At 35.2% G+C, this 17527-nt stretch carries 11 protein-coding genes and 1 tRNA gene; 8 read left to right on the top strand and 4 right to left on the bottom strand.

Annotated features, from left to right (window positions below; genetic code table 11):
- Positions 1–103: 103 nt before the first annotated feature.
- From rfbC to NZ579_00940, 3 genes are all read left to right on the top strand, one after another.
- On the top strand, positions 104–664 hold the full coding sequence (gene rfbC / locus NZ579_00950) for a dTDP-4-dehydrorhamnose 3,5-epimerase (protein ID MCS7298511.1): 561 nt from the start codon (positions 104–106) through the stop codon (positions 662–664).
- A gap of 99 nt (positions 665–763) precedes the next feature.
- Positions 764–1219, top strand: coding sequence for a dUTP diphosphatase (dut, locus tag NZ579_00945; protein MCS7298510.1), 456 nt, complete (start codon positions 764–766; stop codon positions 1217–1219).
- Positions 1209–2537 (top strand): hypothetical protein, encoded by a 1329-nt coding sequence (locus tag NZ579_00940; protein MCS7298509.1) that lies wholly within the window; start codon positions 1209–1211, stop codon positions 2535–2537. The genes dut and NZ579_00940 overlap by 11 nt, the downstream gene beginning before the upstream one ends.
- Positions 2538–2631: 94 nt before the next feature.
- Here the strand turns inward: NZ579_00940 and NZ579_00935 are convergent, their stop codons facing one another.
- Together NZ579_00935 and NZ579_00930 are read right to left on the bottom strand one after the other, a co-directional pair.
- Complete coding sequence (locus tag NZ579_00935; protein MCS7298508.1) at positions 2632–5481, bottom strand: UPF0182 family protein; 2850 nt, start codon at positions 5479–5481, stop codon at positions 2632–2634.
- Positions 5482–5535: 54 nt separating this feature from the next.
- A complete protein-coding gene (locus NZ579_00930) occupies positions 5536–8037 on the bottom strand; it encodes a DUF3536 domain-containing protein (protein MCS7298507.1) in 2502 nt (833 codons plus the stop codon).
- Positions 8038–8193: 156 nt separating this feature from the next.
- On the opposite strand from NZ579_00930, the gene yajC reads away from it, so the two are divergent.
- The gene (yajC, locus tag NZ579_00925; protein ID MCS7298506.1) at positions 8194–8484 is read left to right on the top strand and encodes a preprotein translocase subunit YajC; all 291 of its coding nucleotides are present in this window, start codon (positions 8194–8196) and stop codon (positions 8482–8484) included.
- Between the two features lie 23 nt (positions 8485–8507).
- Positions 8508–8598: transfer RNA gene (locus NZ579_00920), tRNA-Ser, on the top strand.
- 14 nt (positions 8599–8612) lie between these two features.
- On the opposite strand, the gene NZ579_00915 is transcribed toward NZ579_00920, so the two are convergent.
- Positions 8613–10187, bottom strand: a complete 1575-nt coding sequence (locus tag NZ579_00915) for a peptide-binding protein (protein MCS7298505.1) — start codon at positions 10185–10187, stop codon at positions 8613–8615.
- Positions 10188–10303: 116 nt separating this feature from the next.
- Between NZ579_00915 and NZ579_00910 the strand changes: the two genes are divergently transcribed.
- Both NZ579_00910 and NZ579_00905 read left to right on the top strand, forming a co-directional pair.
- On the top strand, positions 10304–11614 hold the full coding sequence (locus NZ579_00910) for a hypothetical protein (GenBank protein ID MCS7298504.1): 1311 nt from the start codon (positions 10304–10306) through the stop codon (positions 11612–11614).
- A 228-nt stretch (positions 11615–11842) separates the two neighbouring features.
- Complete coding sequence (locus tag NZ579_00905; protein MCS7298503.1) at positions 11843–13432, top strand: bifunctional anthranilate synthase component II/anthranilate phosphoribosyltransferase; 1590 nt, start codon at positions 11843–11845, stop codon at positions 13430–13432.
- A gap of 235 nt (positions 13433–13667) precedes the next feature.
- Here the strand turns inward: NZ579_00905 and NZ579_00900 are convergent, their stop codons facing one another.
- Positions 13668–15524, bottom strand: coding sequence for a glycoside hydrolase family 13 protein (locus NZ579_00900; protein ID MCS7298502.1), 1857 nt, complete (start codon positions 15522–15524; stop codon positions 13668–13670).
- Between the two features lie 195 nt (positions 15525–15719).
- Here NZ579_00900 and fliF point away from each other — a divergent pair, with 195 nt between their 5' ends.
- Positions 15720–17420 carry a flagellar basal-body MS-ring/collar protein FliF gene (fliF, locus tag NZ579_00895; protein ID MCS7298501.1) on the top strand — a complete coding sequence of 567 codons (1701 nt, stop codon included), beginning with the start codon at positions 15720–15722 and terminating at the stop codon, positions 17418–17420.
- Positions 17421–17527: the final 107 nt, after the last annotated feature.

Raw genomic sequence — 17527 nt, 5'->3', positions numbered from 1 at the left:
TACCAACAAACTGAGATCACTAACTATAATCTATTTTTACCAAATTAGATCTTGTTCTAAGACTATTTGAATCTTACGAAGCAGAATAATAAGAATAATTTGAGTGAAATTCAAAGTCTTGGAAACAAACATACAGGGTTTGTTCATAATAGAACCTAAGGTTTTCAGAGACAGTAGGGGCTTTTTTCTTGAGAGTTGGAATGAAAGAGAGTTTGAAGAAGTAGGCCTTAACATTAAGTTCGTCCAAGACAACCATTCAAGGTCTGTTAGGGGAGTTTTGAGGGGACTACACTTTCAAGATCCTTATCCTCAAGGTAAGCTTGTTAGGGTAGTGCGAGGTAGAATATTTGATGTTGCTGTTGATATTAGAAAAAACTCTCCAACACTAGGAAAATGGTTCGGGATAATTTTGTCAGACGAAGATATGAAAATGCTTTACATTCCTGAAGGGTTTGCACATGGTTTTCTTGTGTTATCAGACTTTGCGGATGTTGTGTATAAGACTACTGAATTCTACTACCCTGAATATGACAGGGGAATCATATGGAGCGATGAAACGATAGGAATAGAGTGGCCTCTTGAAGAGATAGGAAATCAACATCCAATATTATCAGAAAAGGATTCCAGGTTACCTAGGTTGAAGGATATAATAGAGAATTTGTAGAAAAGTATACATATAGTTGCTTAGAGGTGTTTTCACATGAGGAAAATTTAACTACTATTATCACTTTGAAAGCAAGATAGTAGAGTAATTATCATTTCTATCGTGATTGAACTTAAGGTAAAACTTCTGAAGCGTAATTCTCATATTCCTATTTACCAAACTTCGCACTCAGCAGGATTGGATCTTTGTGCGAGCCTAGATGAAGATATTGTCATACGGCCGGGTGAGATAAAGATGATACCAACAGGAATAAGCATAGAACTTCCGGATGGATACGAGGCACAGATAAGACCAAGGAGTGGGATTGCGTCAAAGCATGGAATAACTCTTGTCAACACTCCAGGGACGATTGATCCTGACTATCGTGGAGAAATAATGATACCATTGATAAACCTTGGCAAAGAGTCTTTTGTAATAAAGGATGGTATGAGAATAGCACAGATGGTCATAGTAAGATTTGAGAGAGTTGAGATTAAGGTAGTTGATGAACTTACTCCTACACAGAGAGGAGATGGGGGTTTTGGATCTACGGGGTTGATGAAAGATGATAAGTAAGATCGTTGAAAAACTAAAGACTGACAGATTTTACTTTGACTCAATTGTTCTAACTATATTTACACTTCTAGGTAACCTAGTAGCTTTTCTAGTAAACATAATATACACACGGACATTACCTCCAGGTCAGTACGGAGCAATAATGTCAATAAATTCATTCATAAATATACTTACAACAATCTCACTAGCATTTAGAATGTTTAATGTAAGAGAAACTAGTGACCTTATAGCGAAAGGTCAAAATCCAAAAGCAATAATAGTATCCTATAAATTCACACTATACTCATTCCTAGGACTTGTGTTGTTCTTCCTACTACTATCTCCACTTTATGGCTACATAGTAGGATTTATGAAAATAGACTACTTACCGTTTGTAATGTCAGTAATGGTAGTAATATTCTCATACCTAATAAGTATTACTTCATCCCTCTTTCAATCACTGAAGTTGTTTCTAATACTTGGTATAGTATATTTTTCCTACCCATTCTTGAGATTTGTATTCACATACCCTTATATAGTAGTGTGGGATGGACAATATATTGGTGCTACCTCTTCAATGCTTCTAGGTGTAGTCATATCCTTTGTATTAAGTTCACTAGTTATAATACTCAATAAAAACAGTAGAGAGTTGCTTCTCAACGAGAATAACAACAAACTATCTCTAAATTTATCTTATTTTCTACCTCTTATTCCAATAGTGCTTATAAATATGTTATACAGTGTCTTGAACTTTGGTGATGTGATATTTTCTAGAAGGTACTTTAATGATGTAGAAACTGACATATTTGCACTAGCAGCTACTGTTGCAAAAGCAAACTTTTTTGTGATCATTCCAATATCTTTTGTAATGCTACCTAGAATGATAGAGGATTTGAATAATAAAGGTTATAGGGCAAGTGTTATGGCACTCGTCAAAGGAGTCGTTATAGCACTCTTTGCTTCCTTTGCATATCTTATCTTTGTTCTAATCTTTGGAGATATTATTCTTAAGATATTTGGTGAAAGATACCTAGAAGCAAAAAGCATACTGTTTTTATTTACATTAGCAGTGATACCAATAGGTATATCACTTCTACTTATAAACTACAGTATCGTTTTCAAGAATTGGTATTTTCTAATTCCTCTTGCAGTAACCGATATAATACTAATAGTAGGTTTCATACTGTTTCATAATAACTTCGTTGAAATGATACTTGTAGATCTTGTAGCTGGTTTGGTTTTGCTGTTTTCTCTATCATTCATGGTTCTACTCTCAAAAGAGCCAAAACAAGTATCAAAGGAAGACATAATCTATGAAGAAACACAGCATACAAGTTAGATTTTTTACCTTCTGAAAATGAAAATAGTCAAAATCGGAATAAATAGTATTCAAAATCCCAAAAACTTTTAGAATATACTTATGATAAATCTTATTACTTAGTGTTTTCTCTTAAAAACTCTTCTAACTCTTTAAGTTTTCTTGCACCACCTACGAAGTCTCCATTGCCTGTTAATTTTTTATATTCCTCTATATATTGAAGTGCTCTTAGGAGGACTGTTTTTGAGATACCTGTTGTTTTTTCAGGCACCTGTGAGGCAACCTTTTCAACTTCGGTTATTTCAATCTTTTGACCTGTAAATAATTTTGATATTGTCTGTGGTACTGTCTCATCCCATACTATTCTCTCGCCATCAGACATAGCAACTCTTCTAAACTCTGGTATTTTGGCTTCCTCTGCTTGTAGGTATATTGGTTCATAGTATAGAAGTGAATTCTCTATGGGCAGTATCATCATATTCCCTCTTAAAACTTGAGAGCCTTGTTGGTTCCAGAGTGTTATCTGTGCTGATATTTCGGGGTCTTGGCTTATCCTCGCTTCTATCTGAAGAGGACCAAAAACAAGCCTGTCTTTTGGCATTCTATATACGATAATCTCTCCGTAATTTTCGTAGTCTGATTTAACGGCCATCCAAGCAATGAGATTATCCTTATCTTTAGGGGTGAAGGGCAAAACAAGTATAAAATTCAGTTCTTTCTTATCAGGCAGTTTAGTTACTATATAGTAAGGTTCAACCTCTATGTTGTTCCCAAACTTAACCTCTTTCGCTATGTTCCAGACATCCTCTTGATTAAAGAATATTTCAGGGTCCTTCATATGATATAATCTAAAAATTCTGCTCTGGACTCTTAAGAGTCTTTCTGGATACCTTATGTGTTGTCTTAAATCTTCATCCATCTGTTCTAGTTCCTTAAATTGAATGTTAAACATGTTTTTGAAAACATTTATAACGGGTTCATTCTTATCAACGATATAGTATTCAACATTACCGTTATAGGCATCAACAACAACCTTTACAGCATTTCTTATGTAGTTTATACCTCCTGAATAGGTTGAGTATGGAAACTGGTCGGATACAGTATAACCATCAATAATCCAGTAAAGTTTGCCTTTTGATACAACTATGTATGGATCATCTTCATATAGAATGAATGGAATTATCTTATCAATCCTTTTTAAGACATTCCTATTTATTAGGATTCTAGTTTCATCGTTTATGTATTCGGAGAATAACATTTTTATTTCTTCATTTAGATAAACTGCAAAAAGTAGTTTCTTCCAGAAGTTATCAATCTTTATACCGGCAGTTCCCTTATACCTTGTATATACATTCTCCTCTCCCTCACCAGCAGACGATGGATAATCAAACTCGTCAATACCAGCGTTTACGAAGACATAATGGTCTGTGAGTTCTCCAAAGTATATTCTAGGTTCTTCAACGGAGACTTCTGGATATGAAGATATAGGGGGGATGTCCTTGACGAAGAGTTTAGGCATACCGTTCGGTAATATCTCATTCACTGGACTCACAACAACACCTATACCGTGAGTGTATCTAAAATGAACATTTATCCAACTCTTTGAGTTCTCTGGCAATGCTTCAATATCCAACTCCCTCGCAGATATCATAACCTGTCTTAAACTACCACCTAGCCTGTACCTGTCAATGTCAATGTCATTAAACTTGTAATAAAACCTTATTGTTTGTATTTGCTTGTAGGCATCTCCTAATGGTTTCCAGTCCCATAACCTTAAGTTTTGAATTATCTCTTTGTTTCTTGATAACATATCAAAAGTTAAAGGTTTGTTGTCAAAGAAAACTTCTTTAACTTTGTCTAACTTGTAAGCAACCAGTGTTGATTCAATATTGTTTTTGATAAACTCTTTCTGTCTATCCAATTCAGATGGCTTGACTACGAAAACTTCAATTAGCGAAGGATAAATAACATAGAGTGCTAGAGATATACCGACTGTTCCACCAGATAATATGAGTATATTGCGAATTTTACCGCTGAAGAGGAAGAAAGTGGATAGGATAGCGAGTAATATCAGGAGTATTCCTATTATTCTAATAACTGGTAGTGTTGCGTATATCTCTTTATAACCTGGACCACTAAACAAACCACTGTCTACAAACATTATATGGTAAGGTGTAACGAACGCTATTCTGATACCAAGAACCAGTGTCCAAACTATCAGAACAAATATTGAGTAAAGAAAGATACCTCTTGAGATTTTATCTGGCATCCTGCCCGAGAGTAATGCGAAAACAAAACTCTGTCCGTAATATCCCGATTGAAATCTCAAATAAACATACAGTATGAATATCATAAACGCAGAAACTATGAACAGGAACCAAAGTATGTTATTAAATACAGCGTTTATAAATGGCAAAGAGAACATATAAAACTCGGCAGGCATCTTGAATATTGGGTCCGTGTATTCAAGCGTTGATACTCTACTGAAGAATTTTGCTATATCCATCCAGTCATTTGTTGCTGCAATGTATCCAAAGTATCCGGAAACAACAACAAGAAAGAGCCATACAATAACATTTGAAAACCTCTCAACAACCTTCATCATCTCAAACTCAACAACTTTTATAAGTCCTATCGGGAACCTCGGAAAGAAAATCTTAATGGGAATATACACGAATAGTATGAATCCTGTAAGCACGATAACAAACGTTATAACGAATATCCAAATCTTGTATTGAATGATGCCCCAGAAAACATTGAAATACCCAACTTCAGAGAACCAAAGAACATCAACGATAAACTTTACAATTTCATCTAGAACCAGAACGAATAAAGCACCTAAAACTGCTATTATCACTCCTATCCATACATCTTTGAATGATACGGTCTTTCTCCTAATGTAAGAGGATATCGCTTGGATAACTAAAGGTAATGAAAAAATGAACAGAATTATAGTTTTTACCATGCTAACCTCCTTTTTGAAGGATAATGAAGATTATTATGTTTTTTCAAATAAATTCTAGTGTTTCAGAGTTCTGCGGTGAAGTGTTGATATGTTGAATTTCTCAAATATATCAAGTATCTTTGAAACGAGTCTTTCCTTGCCTTGATGTATAAGGTTGTTTGAGAACTCTTCAAAAACATTTGAGTGTAAAAACTCATATATTCTATTCTCTATACTTCTTCTGTTGTAGATATTGATTCCATTCTTGACGACAAAGTCAACTAATCCTGAAAACGATTCTATCTCATCTTCACCTGGTTCTTTGATAATTTTTTCAATGCTGTCAAAGATATATCGATACAACGCATTCTCAAGTTTTGACATTGATATCTCAAGGTTATTCTCTCTTATTACTTTCATAACCTTTGACAAGTAAAGCAAATCAATCTGTTGTTTGTTTAGTAAGTTTTCTGCCTGCTTGTCTATAAACTCTTTTAGTAGGAACGATATTAGTGTCTTTTCACTTTTTGGTAGTTTTACGCCTAGAAGTGAATAACTGTCTATTATCTTTATGTATTCATCAATTTCAAACTCTGACCTAGCTCTTAAGGATTTGAACTTACTCTCAAATATTCTGTAAAGTATTTGTTCTCTAATTTCGTATTTTATGTCCATCAGAGAGTATCCACCAGAAAACCAATCATCAAAGAAACGTCTTGCTTTACCGAAAGGTAGTTCTTTAACTACCTTACTTATGTATGTTTCAATACCTTCATACATATGTTCTTTTGTGTATATATGAACTTCTCCTGTTGAGAAAGAGACGAAGATGTAGTATATGTATTTACTTTCTTCAAGCGTTATGTTGTTGAAAAGGTCAGCAATACCTGAGAATACCTTAAAACCATCAATTTCAAACGAATTTGAATTCCTAACAGATATGGTGTAATAGTAGTAATAATCTTTTGATATATCTGAATGGATATTCTTATCGTAAACGAGAAACTTGTAGAGTATATATTGTGCTATCACTCGTTCTGGTGTGAATTTATACTTTTCAATCCAGTTTTCAAATATCCATCTTCCGTCGTTGAACTGCCTTATATTACTCTTCGCCCTACTGATTATCTCAAGGAAGTGTGTCTTAATTTCGGGTCTTATGTATTCTTTCAGTAAGTGGAATATGTAAGATGGATACTTCATAACTTGGACAGTTTCTATACCTGATATATCTGCGAAAAACCAACCACAACTTGTGTACATAAGCATCTCGTTGTAGAGTGCTTCCATAAACTTTAAAACCTTTACTTTCTCATCATAACTCAAGTTTTTCCTTGAGTGCTTCTTCAAAAATTCTTCAATCTTACCTTTCCACTCCGGAGGCTTCAAAGAAGACCTAACAAAAACCACATCAATGTAATCATTCCTTGCTTTCCAAACATTACTAATTATATCTTTTAGTTCTTCTTCGGAAAGTGAGTATAGTTCTTCTCGCAGATAATCAAAAGCATTCCTCAAAGGTTCTCGCCATGCTTGATTCCAACCAGGTTGTGCACCAGTGCTACAACCACAATCTCTATACCACCTATCAACTCCGTGAGCACAACTCCAAGATGTTCCTAGATTGTTGTTCCCTTTCTTCAAAACAACCTCATACCTTGGTTTTATATACTCAAGAACATTTGCAAAGTTTGTGAAAATAAAGTTATTCTCAAATTGATTTCTGTATATCATAGATGAGAGACACATATCTCCAAATGGTTCATGATGACCATATATCTCGCCGTCGGTGGCTATGGATAAGAAAAAATCATCTTTGTTTGGAGTTCTATACGAAAGTATGGCATCTCTAAAGCCTTCAGAACTCCTCAAAAGATGATTGAAGCTAACAGCGTGTGATAAAGGTCCATTGTAGAAAAATACTATTATTTCTCCATTAGGTTCCCTCAGAATGTAAGGCTCTGAAAAGTCTATATTACCTTTTGATACATCTGTCCATTCTTTCCCGTTGAGAAACCTAACTCTTTCTGCTTGGTGAGGCGAAAGTATGATAAACTTAATGCCGTAACTAATTAGAAACTGAACGACAATATCATTCACTGCAGTTTCTGGTAGCCATATACCCTCAGGTTGTCTCTCAAACCTTTTCTCAAAATCTCTGATACCCCATTCAATTTGTGTTATCTTGTCTCTATCCGATGCTAGAGGAAGTATGATATGATTGTATCCTTGTGCTATTGCATTTCCATGTCCGTTGTTTCTATCTCTACTTCTAAAGTCTGCTTCTAGAATCTTTTCGTAAGTTTTTTTGTGATACTTTTCAAGATATGTAAGTAGTGTAGGTCCAAAGTTGAAACTGATGTATTCATAGTTATTTATAACTGCTTGTATTCTACCAAAATTGTCCAAAACTCTTGAGAATGCGTTTGAGGTGTAGCATTCCTCCGTAATCCTCTCATTCCAATCATGCCACGGTAGTGCAGAATCTTGGAGGTCAATCTCATATGTAAATGGATCTTCTCTGGGTGGTTGGTAGAAGTGTCCGTGTATCACAAGGTAAAAATTACTCTTCCTCATATCATTTACCTCTGCAATTTTACTCAAAAATTATTTACATAATATCTTCCTATTGACAAATTGGTTATTAATTCTTCATTTAAAGTTTAAAAATTGATAGTTATTTAGCAACGTTAAGTGTAAGTAGTTTATAATTACAAAATGTGAGGTATTTTTATGCAGGATGGCGGATTTTCGTTTCTAATATTGATGGTATTGATGTTTGTTGTATTCTACTTCCTCATTATATTCCCCGAAAACAGGAGAAGGAAGAAACTTATGCAACAGATAAACGAAATGAAAGAAGGTGATAGGTTTGTTACTGCTGGTGGTATAATCGCCGAATTCATATCTCGTGACGAAGAGAAGGGGATTATAAAGGCAAAAATCTCAAAGGATACTGTCGTTGAGATAGGTAAGGATTTTGTTGTTTCGGTTTTCCAAAACAAAGTTGAAGAGAAGAAGTAGAATTTTTTATATTTATTAACGACGGAGAGGTGGCCGAGCGGTCTAAGGCAACGGTTTGCTAAACCGTCGTAGCACTGAAAAGTGCTACCGTGGGTTCAAATCCCACCTTCTCCGCATTAATTTTATCTTTAGGGTTTTTGTAATTCCCATTTATTGAAGTTCCAATATATTCCTACTGTTGAAGGATCTATATTAATTACTCGCCTATCTGCTCCTACAAGTGATGCTCTTGAGAATAGGAATATGTAAGGTAAATCATCCTGTATTATCTGATGAACCCTTGCATATATTTTCTTTCGTTCTTCCTTGTTAAAGATCCTTCTACCTTCTTCACAGAGTTTATCAACTTCCTTGTTTGAATAACTTACATAGTTTATTCCTCCATTTATCTGCGAAGAATGCCATATATCGTAGGGATCTGGGTCAAGAGAAAGTGACCATCCAAACATCACCATCTGGAATGTCTTACTATCTATTGTTTTCGTAACCATTGACCATTCCATAACTCTTATATTGAGTTCAACACCTATGTTCTTTAATGTTTCCTTGAGTATCTCTCCAATCTTTATACCTGTTTCGCTACCCTGAGGAATAATAAGTTCAAGGGATAGTTTTTTGCCCCCTTTATCTCTCACTCCATCACCGTCAGTATCCTTCCAACCAGCCTCATCTAGTAGTTTTGAAGCCTTTTCTAGTGAAAACTCGTAATCTTTCACATTAGGGTTAAAAGCCCAACTGTTAGGGGGGAAGGGACCTGAAAGTGGCTCTGCAAGACCGAAATATACACTCTTTTTGATCTCTTCTTTGTTTACGGAGTGAGATAGTGCTTTTCTAACGAGTTTGTCTGATAATATCTCATCTTTTAGGTTTATCGCTATTTGAGATATGTTTAGAGTGTAGTATCTGTAAGTGTTAAACTTCTGCTTAAACCAGTCTTCTTGTGCCTGATTGACCCAGTCTATTGGTCTTATACCTGCCAGGTCTACCTCACCAACCTTGAGTGCGTTAAACTCAACTGTAGGGTCTTTTATGATTTTAAATACAATTCTCTTTATTTTTGGTGTGTTATCAACATCCCAGTAATTTGTTATTCTTTCAAGTATAATATACTGCCCGGGAACAACCTTCTTCACTTCATAAGCGCCACTTCCAATAGGAAAAGAGTTATATTTCGTATTTTGAAAATCTTCTTTCTCAAAGATATGCTTTGGTATTGGTATCATAGCCCAACTCTCAAGTGCTGGTGCGTAAGGTTGTCTGTATTTTACCTCAAATGTTAGTTCATCTATCTTCTTCACATACTCAACATCCTTGTATTGTGCAACTTTGTTAAACGCTCTTGATATAGGATTTGTGATCATTGAGTAGGTGTATATAACATCGTCTGCGGTTATTGGTTTCCCATCTTGCCATCTCGCGTTTTCTTTTATCTTAAATCTGAAAACTTTGGAGTCAGATGATACTGTATATTCCTTCACTATCTTTGGAGTGAAATTCAGATTTTTATCAACTTCAAAGAGAGAGTCATACACAAATGATATTACTATTGATGAATACAAATCCAGAGATGAAACAGGATTAAGAGTCTGTGGCTCTTGAGAAAGGGTTAGAACAATTGTCTCCTCATCCCTTAAACTAGGTCTGGAACAGAATGTTAGTATCATTGATGAAAGTATAAGGAAAGCAAGGAACTTCTTCTTCATAAGCCCTCCAGATTATTCTTACAGAAGTATTATTTAGGTTTCTCAAACCAGTTTCTACAAACTGATTTATGAATATTTATAGAAATCAATGCGTTGATATAACCATAATTTGTATTATGATACACAAAGTTATTCTGTCAGTGTTAAGCCTACTGATTGTTTCGGAGTGTATGAAAATTTATGGTCATACTACTTTCTCTGTCAAAAGTTTTTCAGTTATCAACTATACAAACTTCATTCCTCTAAACCCTATATTCATATTAGAGTTATCATACTCACTGAAAGAAAACCATAAAAATAGTCATGGACATCAAGATATAAAGTTATCAGTAAAGATAGACAACAAGGTTCAAACCTTTACACTAGGAGAAGATATACTATTCAAAAGAGTTTCTGAGGACACGATAAGATTATTCACTCCTTGGTTTCATACCATAACTTATGGTAAAGGAAGGATTGTATCGTTTTCTTTCTCTGAAGGTAAGAAGATCGTTTTCAAGACCAACATTGCCTTTTCAATATCAAACACAACTCAAACTCCAATAATAATATCTGAAGGTATCAATGAAGTTGAAATTCCTAGAAAGATAACTCAACAGGTTCGTTTCTTTTTTATCTATCAATCTCCTGTCAAGGCTCTTGTTATAGACAGTTATGAAGGTGTAACGAATGTGTTAATTACACAACCTACATCAAGAATAAAAGGTTTATACTCTGCTGATCATACCTTCTTTAAGGAAGGCGAGTATTTGGTAGTGATTGGTAATAGCCAGATTACAAGTAGAGTTTATTTTGACAAAAACCCACCTACATTCAGAATACTAAATCCTACAAATGGTTCAGTATTCTACCGAACTAATGACATACAGATAAAGTGGCTAGACCCTACTGACATATCAGGTATTGATTTTTCCAAATCCTATCTGTCTATAAGTGATGGTAGAAGTAGAGTTGTTGAATACCCTCTTTATAGGAAGTTCAACAGGGAATCAGAGATAAACCCTTATGAAATAGTTTATCTGTCGCTATCGGAAGGTAACTATGAATGTAGTATTGGATACACAGATCTTGATGGAAACTTCACAAATCAAGTTGTAAAGTTCAAAGTTGTTTCATACTCTCTAGACAGAGAAAAACCTTTCTTTAAAAGGGTAGAAATTGAAGGTTCAAAGAAGTTATCAGAAAGTAAGTTTGTTGTAAAAGGGCAAAGGGTGTCTGTATTTCTGGAGTTTTCAGATGGAGATTATGGTAGCGGTGTTAAACTCATACACTATACAGTTAACGAAAAGAAGCTGAGTGAGAGTGCTTTTGGGAATGTCAAATATCTATCGTTTGAAATAGATAATAACACCAACGAAGTTTCAATGTGGCTGGAAGATATGAACGGAAACTTTAGCGAGACTAACTTTATATCGCTAATTAGGTAAATAGTGTTAGATTTGCTGAATTAAGATTTTTCAAAATTTGGCGTAGTGATTATAGATAATTAATATACCTTTCAAATCCATAACTCTATTAACTCATTTTTAATGTTAATTACTCAATTTTCTGGATACTCTTCAGGTTAGTTGAAAATTTGTCGGATTAATTTCAAAATTATCCCAACAGTAGGTTGAATTTGAAAAAAGGGTAATATTTGACTATAATTCTTACCTATGATTGTGTTTATTGATAACTATGATTCGTTTGTGTATAACCTTGTTCAGTATGTTGGAACACTGTATAGTAATGTAAAAGTTTTTAGGAATGACGAGGTTAGCGTAGAAGAGATAAGGAAAATGTCCCCCTCAGGCATAATAATCTCACCTGGTCCCGGGTGGCCCAAGGATGCAGGTATTTCAGAGGAACTAATAAAAGAATTCTACACAAAGATACCAATACTAGGCGTTTGCCTAGGTCATCAGGCAATAGGTGAAGTTTTTGGTGGGAAGATAATACACGCAAAGAGAATCATGCATGGAAAAACTTCTGTGATAGTTCATAACCAGAAAGATGTTTTCAAAGAGATAACCAACCCTCTGAAAGCAACAAGATATCATTCTCTTGTGATAGACCCATCTTCATTACCTAAAGAACTTGAGATTACTGCTTCAAGCGAAGATGATGAGATAATGGGAGTTAGACACAGAGAATATCCTCTCTTCGGCGTTCAGTTCCACCCAGAGTCTATCGCAACGGAGTATGGTATGAAGATGATCAAAAACTTCATAGATTTTATTAAGCCTACTATCAGTGTGTCATTCTTCATAAATAAAGTAAGTTCAAAGGAAGATTTGTCAGATCAAGAATCACAGATTATTGCTGATAAGATAATTAGAGGTGAAATATCACCTGTTCTGACATCTGCTCTACTTCTCGGGATTAGAGTAAAAGGAGAGAGTAGCTCCGAAATTCTTGGCTTTGCGAGAGGTATGCTTGATAATGCTATCAAGATAAACGTTGATGGAGAAACTGTAGATAACTGTGGAACTGGTGGTGATGGAAAACATACTATAAATATCTCTACTATATCTTCTTTTGTGATTGCTGGAGTTGAAGGGTTGAAGGTTCCAAAGCATGGTAATAGATCAGTGTCAAGCAAGGTTGGTAGTGCAGACCTGTTAGAATCGCTAGGTGTGAAGATAGATATAAAGCCTGAAAGGATGGAGAAAATAATAAATACATTGGGTATTGGGTTTCTGTTTGCCCCTATTTACCATCCTGCGATGAAGAATGTAGCACCGATAAGAAAAGAACTTGGTGTTAGAACGATATTCAACATACTTGGACCACTGGTAAACCCATCAAGACCTAAATATCAACTCATAGGAGTATTTGATGAGAAACTACTTAAGATACTTCCTGAAGTTTTACATAATCTTGGCTTGCAAAAAGCTTTCGTGGTTCATAGTGAAGATGGGCTTGATGAAGTTTCACCCTCTTCCTCAACAAAAGTAGCATACCTAAACAATGGTAATGTCAAGTATGTCAGACTAAAACCTCAAGATTTTGGTCTTGATCCAATACCGTTTGAAGACATACTAGGTGGTGATATTGAGTATAACAAAAACATTTGTATGGACATACTTAATGATAAACCTATACCTCAAAAAAATGCAGTTCTAATAAACTCTGCTTTGGCTATATTCCTAACAGGTAGAGTTAAAAATCTTCAGGATGCTGTTGAGCTAGCAAAGAAATCAATCTCATCAGGTAAAGCACTTGAAAAACTACAGAACCTGATAGGTGAAACGAACAAGGCTTAAAAATTTAAACTCTGACTAGAGTTTAGAACTCTTAAAGATAACCCTAAAACCACGAATTAAAGTCTAAAAATTTTCTATCATCCTTAAGGAATTATCCTATAATCTTCATGATTTTGAATAGTCCCGATAGTCTTGTTATGTCAATCAAACTGACTACTGTGAAGTTTAGTATCTGGAATACTTTAAGAGCGATTTCTAAACCATTCCTATTTGAACTTTAGTTTTAGATAAATACCTATTGTAGATTGAATGATATTAACATCTGTCGTTTTTTAGATACTTTCACATTTAGGTATCCATCTTTCGCTTTGAACCTTTCGTTTGTGAATACATCAAATCCTTCTTCATCAATTACACCTGATGGATAAACTGGAATTGATATTTTCTTCTCTTCTTCGGATCTTGATAGAGTACCTACAAAGCACTTACTCTCATCAAACCTTGAGAAAACAAACGTATCTTCATCGGCATACAGAGGTCTGTATGCTCCTGTATGGAGTACTTTTTCTACTCTTTTGAGTTTAGACAAAGTAGAGTATAGATTTAGAAACCATCTGTCCCATTTTTCTTCATTCCATTCCATAGGATATCTACATCCTTCAACATCTGTTGTTCTTCCTCCTAATCCTATCTCATCCCCATAGTATATTGACACAGTGCCCGGTAGTAGAAAGAGAATTATTAGCATACCTTTATATATATCTCTTTCAAAGAATACTGAGTTGTGGAATCTATGTATGTCGTGTGAATCTATTAGGTTAAACTGAAGGAATGCTATCTGGTTTGGCAGTCTTGTAAAGTGTTGTTGGATCTGTTCATTGATTTCTGCACCTGTAGATGGCCTCAACTTTCTTCCTGGTTCTACTACATTTCTTAGAAATCTATCAACCTCACCAGCGAATACTCTCAAAGGTCTTGATGATGCAAAGTAGTTCATACAACCATCCAACTGATCTCCAAGCAAATAACTAATATTATCCTCCCAGTGTTCGCCAATTAGGTAAGCACTCCTTTTTACACTCTTCACTCTTTCTCTTATCCTTGCAAATATTTCATTACCGAACTGGTCTCTACCATTCCTACCAGTGTCATTAGCAACATCAAAACGCCATCCGTCTATATCAAAGTTTTTAATGTAATACCTAACAACAGAGTTCTCACCTTCAAAAATTAACTCTCTCAATTTCTTTGAGTTGTAATTAAGTTGAGGTAGTTCAGAAAGTCCAGCCCATCCCTTATACTCGTCTCTCTCGTTAAAATAGTAAAAACTTCTCTCTTCGGAGGATTTGTCTTCAAGTGCTTTAAGAAACCAGTAATGTTTATCTCCGGTATGGTTAATTGATATGTCAAGTATTATCTTCATACCATTCTTGTGAAGTTCATCAACTAGTTCTTTCAAAGCTTCATTACCGCCAAGGTGAGGATCTACATTGAAGTAGTCAATGGTATCATATCTGTGATGTGTCATCGCCTTAAAAATAGGATTTAAGTATAGCGCATTTACTCCAATAGAAGCAAGGTATGGGATTTTTTCTTTTATTCCGTACAAATCTCCGCCCTGAAAATCAAGACAGAAACCTTTGCTGTAAGGTAGAGGTTCAGTTCCCCATTCAAGTTTAATAGTTTTGTGTCCCCTGTATTCGTATTCACCTGTTTTTACAGACAATTCTGGTCTTCCTTGACAGAACCTATCTGGAAAGATTTGGTAAAATACACTTCCTGGAACCCATTCAGGGTTTTCAAACTCGGCTATTATTACAAAATCGTGGTCTTCAGTTGGAGCATATGAAAATAGCCCAGCTCTTGTATAGAAGAGAACCTCGCTTCCAGCATCAATTATGAAATGATAGTTTATACTCTTTTGAGACATTCTAAGCCAACCTTCGTAATACACAAAATGTTTTGTTTGTCTTGAGATATTCATCCTTGAGTAATGCGAACCACCATCAATTATAGCCCTTATGTAAGCATTCTTTATAGGATTGTTCTTTATAACTCTGAAACTTACTTTCACATACTCATTATATCTTGGATAAGGGTTTGAGACAAATGTATAATTTACTTCAGAGAGTATTGACTTCTTCCAGTCCATCGTTTTCTCCAGAACTAACTTTTGGAATGATATATAAATACTCTCAATTAAGTCAATTAGAGTTTAAGATATGTTAAAAAGATGCAAGATAGTATCTTCAATGCCATTGGTAAGGGTAATAGTTGTTTAACCTCTTATATTGAAAATCAGATACTAATAAAAAATAATATCTACAAGAGGAATTGGGAGGGAACGATGAATAATATCCTTGAGTTTTTGAGAAACGTTTTTAACAGATTTAGGGAGCTTTCTCTCACATCAAAGATAGTAGTAATATCTTCAATTTTAGCAGTAGTAGTTGCAGTTGTTGTTGTAGTTTTAATATCAAGGCCAACTACTAAAGTTTTACTTTACCCTCAGGCACTATCTCCAGACGATTTTGCAAGGATCACAAAGAAATTAACCGAACTTAACATACCATTTGAGACAAGAGACAATAAATTTGTTCTAGTTTCAGATGAAGAGACAAAACAAAAGGCAAAAATGAGACTTGCCTGGGAAGGGATAATCCCAAACAACATAAAAGGATTTGAACTTTTTGATGTTCAATCTTTCACAACGACCGACTTTGAAAGGAATGTTAATCTACACAGGGCAATAGTAGGTGAAATTGAGCGACACCTTAAAATGATTGATGATATTGAAGATGTCAAAATAGTGCTACCTTTTCAGAAAGAAAGACTCTTTAAAGAGGATGAGACAGAGAAAACCGCTTCAGTTGTAGTAACACCATCTCCTTACTCGGACTTGAGAGAGAATAAGAATAAAGTGAAAGCTATAGTAGAACTCGTTGCTCGTGGTATTGACGGTCTGAAACCTGAAAATATCGTTGTTGTTGATAATCAGGGTAATGTATTAAGCGACCTCCTTCTGGGAGATCAAGTTTCGGATGATATAAGAGCGGCGAGAGAGCAAATAAAGGTTAAAGAGAGAATAAAGAGAGAACTTATTGAAAGAGTCCATAATGAGCTTTCAAAGGCAATAAGTGAGGATAGAATAATAGTAAGTGCAGAAGTTGATATGAGGTGGGATAAGAAGGAGATACAACAGGATAAGGTAATACCAACTGTTGTAAAACAGGATAATCCTCTTACGCCCTATGATGAGAGTCAGGTTGAAATAAATGTGCCTATAAGTAAGAAAACAACGAAAGAGGACTTCAAAGGCCCCGCTTATATACCGGAAGGACCTCCTGGTGTTGAAGCAAATGTTCCACCTGGTATAAAAGAAAAGATAGATAAGTTCACTACATACCAGAAGAATGAGGAGATTGTGAATTATGAGTTGAGTAAGGAAAAAGTTAATCAAAAGAACCAACCTTACGATATAAACCGTGTTAGTGTAGCAGTTGCTGTTGATGGTGTATGGGAAGTTGAACTCAAGGACGGTGAACCAGTGCTTGATGAGAGGGGTAGAGTCAAAAGGAAGTTTACTCCACCTGATGAAGAAGAACTACGTAGGATAGAAGAATGGGTAAAGAGAGCAATAGGTTATAACCCTATAAGAGGGGATAGCGTTGTTGTAACCTTCATAAAGTTTGACAGAACGAAGCAGTTTCAAAAAGAAGATGAAGAACTTCTAAGAAGATACCAGATAAGAAGAATCTTGATTGCTACTATACTTGTCTTAATAGTCCTATTCCTACTGTTACTACTCTACAGAGCGATAATGAAAGAAGTTGCAAGGAGAAGGAGACTACGAGAGGAAGAACTCGCAAGGCAACAACAGCTTATGCGTGAAGCAGCACTCAGAGCAGCAGAACAAGAAGGTGCTATGGTTGAACTATCTGTTGAAGAGAAAGCCAGAATGGAACTACTTGAAAGTATAATAAGCATAGCAAGAGAGAAACCTGACATCGCTGCTAGAGTCATAAGAACTTGGATCTCCGAAGAGTAGAAATAATCAAATTTCACGTATTGTAGCTTGTTAATTACCTTTACAATACCATATTTTTAGAAGAGTGTAAATGGTAGTATTATCACAATGACATTACAGGCGTTATT

This window comes from Spirochaetota bacterium (assembly GCA_025061835.1).
Classification (GTDB): domain Bacteria; phylum Spirochaetota; class Brevinematia; order DTOW01; family DTOW01; genus SKYB106.
Note: the sequence above shows the minus strand (reverse complement) of the source record. Positions and strands in the feature narration are given on the sequence as shown.

Bases quoted from the DNA above. Each gene is read 5' to 3' on its own strand.
- NZ579_00940 (MCS7298509.1), top strand. From the start codon at position 1,209: ATGATAAGTAAGATCGTTGAAAAACTAAAGACTGACAGATTTTACTTT.
- NZ579_00935 (MCS7298508.1), bottom strand. From the start codon at position 5,481: ATGGTAAAAACTATAATTCTGTTCATTTTTTCATTACCTTTAGTTATC.
- NZ579_00930 (MCS7298507.1), bottom strand. From the start codon at position 8,037: ATGAGGAAGAGTAATTTTTACCTTGTGATACACGGACACTTCTACCAA.
- yajC (MCS7298506.1), top strand. From the start codon at position 8,194: ATGCAGGATGGCGGATTTTCGTTTCTAATATTGATGGTATTGATGTTT.
- NZ579_00915 (MCS7298505.1), bottom strand. From the start codon at position 10,187: ATGAAGAAGAAGTTCCTTGCTTTCCTTATACTTTCATCAATGATACTA.
- NZ579_00910 (MCS7298504.1), top strand. From the start codon at position 10,304: ATGATACACAAAGTTATTCTGTCAGTGTTAAGCCTACTGATTGTTTCG.
- NZ579_00905 (MCS7298503.1), top strand. From the start codon at position 11,843: ATGATTGTGTTTATTGATAACTATGATTCGTTTGTGTATAACCTTGTT.
- NZ579_00900 (MCS7298502.1), bottom strand. From the start codon at position 15,524: ATGGACTGGAAGAAGTCAATACTCTCTGAAGTAAATTATACATTTGTC.
- fliF (MCS7298501.1), top strand. From the start codon at position 15,720: ATGAATAATATCCTTGAGTTTTTGAGAAACGTTTTTAACAGATTTAGG.